Source organism: Alphaproteobacteria bacterium (assembly GCA_019695395.1).
Taxonomy (GTDB): domain Bacteria; phylum Pseudomonadota; class Alphaproteobacteria; order JAEUKQ01; family JAIBAD01; genus JAIBAD01.
Genome location: JAIBAD010000081.1, coordinates 1 through 2,600, shown reverse-complemented (window position 1 = coordinate 2,600; position 2,600 = coordinate 1). Strand labels below are relative to the sequence as shown.

Below are 2,600 nucleotides of genomic sequence, written 5' to 3'. Positions count from 1 at the left end.
CGATTATAATTAATTGTCAGTCCAATACCACTCATCACTCCACCAAAACCCATATGCAATCCTATTAATGGCGCCATTGCTTTAGGAGCAGATTTAGAAATTGATTGAAATAAAGCTATATTTCCATCATTAATCGTTGAGTTAACCAACATTCCTAATTCTTTAGCTGCCCAATTAGCATTTAGAACTGACATTGCTGTTTCATTAAGTGGACTATTATGGAAAGCATCATTGTTAGCTGTTCGGTCATAAAGTTCACGGTAAGGATTACTATTCCGTTCCCAAACTGTATAATCTGCGGCATGTAGACGATCATTTCTTTCATATACGTCTATGGATAGATAATCGCGTGCTATAGTACGAGATGCACTAACCGTTGTTGATTTACCAAACCATCTTCCTTCATCTCTTGTTGCTTTATTATTCCAGCTATCACGGTCATAATCCCATATACCCATAAGTATACACTCCTTAAGTAATATTTAAAAATTTAGTTATTTAATAATTTGATAATTTATTATTCACAATTATATCAATTGTATGGTCTGGAACTTTTTTAAAAAGCGATACAACAAAATTAAGAGTAAATAAAAATAGCCCATTGAGGATCAAAAATACTCCCATATATCCCCCCCCCAATATAATCATTCCATAGTCATAACGGTGAATTTGTGAATAACTTGGACCAAAAAAATGACCCGTCGAAAAACTAAGACTAAAAATAATTAAAGCAAGAATAGCTATAATAAATGTTTTAAGTTGAAAATAACGATAATCCCATTTTTTATTTTGACCATACGCACGTATCATTCGACTGTAATAATCAACACGTACATATTTAAAAAAATGATCAAATTTAAATAATACTATAAAGAGCCATCTTACGAAGAAAAAAATTGAATTGATAATATTGATAACTAAATATACCGCAATCATATGCGCATAGATTTCTGTTCGGTGGACAGCCCCACGAAAGGTTAGCGATTCAATAGCACCTCGAGTTACTGGTAAATGTTCTGCAACCCATATAGTTACTGGTTGAGTCCAATCTATCCAAGCTTGATAGATTTCTGGAAAATAGGAACGACATAATAAAAAGAAAACGTAATATCCAAGGTTAACAAACAAAGTAAAACCTATCAGATGATTAAACCATTTATCCCATTTTTCTTGACGATTATAGTAATCATTAAATTCAGGTACATTTCTTAAAATATTTTCAACTTCTTTATTGCTATATTTTTTGACTGCCACGCCATCCATCCTTTTTATTCCGGTTAACCCCATTTGATATTACATCTTTTTACTTTATTTTATATCTTTCAAAAACAAAATTTTACCTGGCTCTATTTGGAACCAGGCTGCCGTCTTCCCCCATTTTTTATAAATCTTTTATTTGCCTACTTCTTTTTAGATAATTCCCCAATTATCTAAGTTTATTATTTTTGTAAGCACAAAATAGCTTCGTTCTCTATACATGTATATTTGACGAATTTACAAATACATAATATTCATGATTTGAATTAGTTTTATTAATGTATTGGATAATATGGCTGAATTGTTACCATTTTTATGTAACAGTTGATTAAATTGCTCTGTAAAATAATTTTATTATGATAGCAATTCTTATTGATTTTTTATTCTTATTCTAGAATCAAAAGTTAATTCTTACACCAATTAGGCTTAGATCCCTTACCTTTGTAGGCTTTACCAAACCCAGCTTTAATCAATTCATTTGTTAAAGAACTATTATCTCCTGCACCGACCTAATATTTCCAACTATCCTTCCACCATATTTATCCCATTCAGTTTCAGTAATAATTAACTGATTATGACGTTCCATATACTGATTGGTAAATGCTTTAGCTTTAAGTGCTAATTCACCTTCTTGCTGACATTTAGCATGCTGAGGCATTTCAGGTGTATCAATTTCTTTTACCCTAATAGAAACATGATTTAAAGGTGATGGTAAATGGTCTAGATATCCTTTGACCGTGTCTCCATCTACGACTTCTGTATAATAAAAGGTCAAAACTGGTTTACTGTTTTGATCAACTATAGGAATTGCTTTCTTAATCTTTTGCTGGATCTCAATTGGAAAAGAACTGCTTAGTGATTGAGCATACCCAATTGATGTGCACAGCAATAAACATAATAAGCCAATGATTTTATTCATTTCAATTTTTCTTCTATGTTAGTTCTTAAAGTGAAGAATATAAGAAAAAGATCTTTGGTCAAGAGTGACGCATGGTGACGTATCCTTATTATACTATGCGTCACACCTTAAACCCTTGGATTGCCTGGCTTTCGTGACATTGGTGACGCAAGTGACGCAACTTTTCACAAAACCTTTTATTTTTTAAGAGACAAGTTTAAGCTTTGTTATCCTTCTTTCTTATTTATTGATAGAATTTTATAGAGATTCATCATAATCCCACCTGATAACAGGACAAAACAGGGTTCTGTATAAGTGGCCATAATAGTTTGTCTATCTATTCTTTTTTTAATTTTAAGAAAAGATGCGTCACATGCGTCACCTTTTGGTTGAAAAGCTTAGAATAGCTAGAGATTTCAGGTGACGCATCTTCCTTTTTCCTTGC

The 2,600-nt window shown here is 31.9% G+C and carries 3 protein-coding genes; all 3 read right to left on the bottom strand.

Going from position 1 to position 2,600, the window contains the following annotated elements; genetic code table 11:
* On the bottom strand, window positions 1-458 hold a 458-nt coding region (locus tag K1X44_09070; GenBank protein ID MBX7147435.1), incomplete at its 3' end, for a hypothetical protein.
* Between the two features lie 40 nt (window positions 459-498).
* A complete protein-coding gene (locus K1X44_09065; protein ID MBX7147434.1) occupies window positions 499-1,254 on the bottom strand; it encodes a hypothetical protein in 756 nt (251 codons plus the stop codon).
* A gap of 484 nt (window positions 1,255-1,738) precedes the next feature.
* A complete protein-coding gene (locus K1X44_09060; GenBank protein MBX7147433.1) occupies window positions 1,739-2,146 on the bottom strand; it encodes a thermonuclease family protein in 408 nt (135 codons plus the stop codon).
* Between the last annotated feature and the right edge of the window lie 454 nt (window positions 2,147-2,600).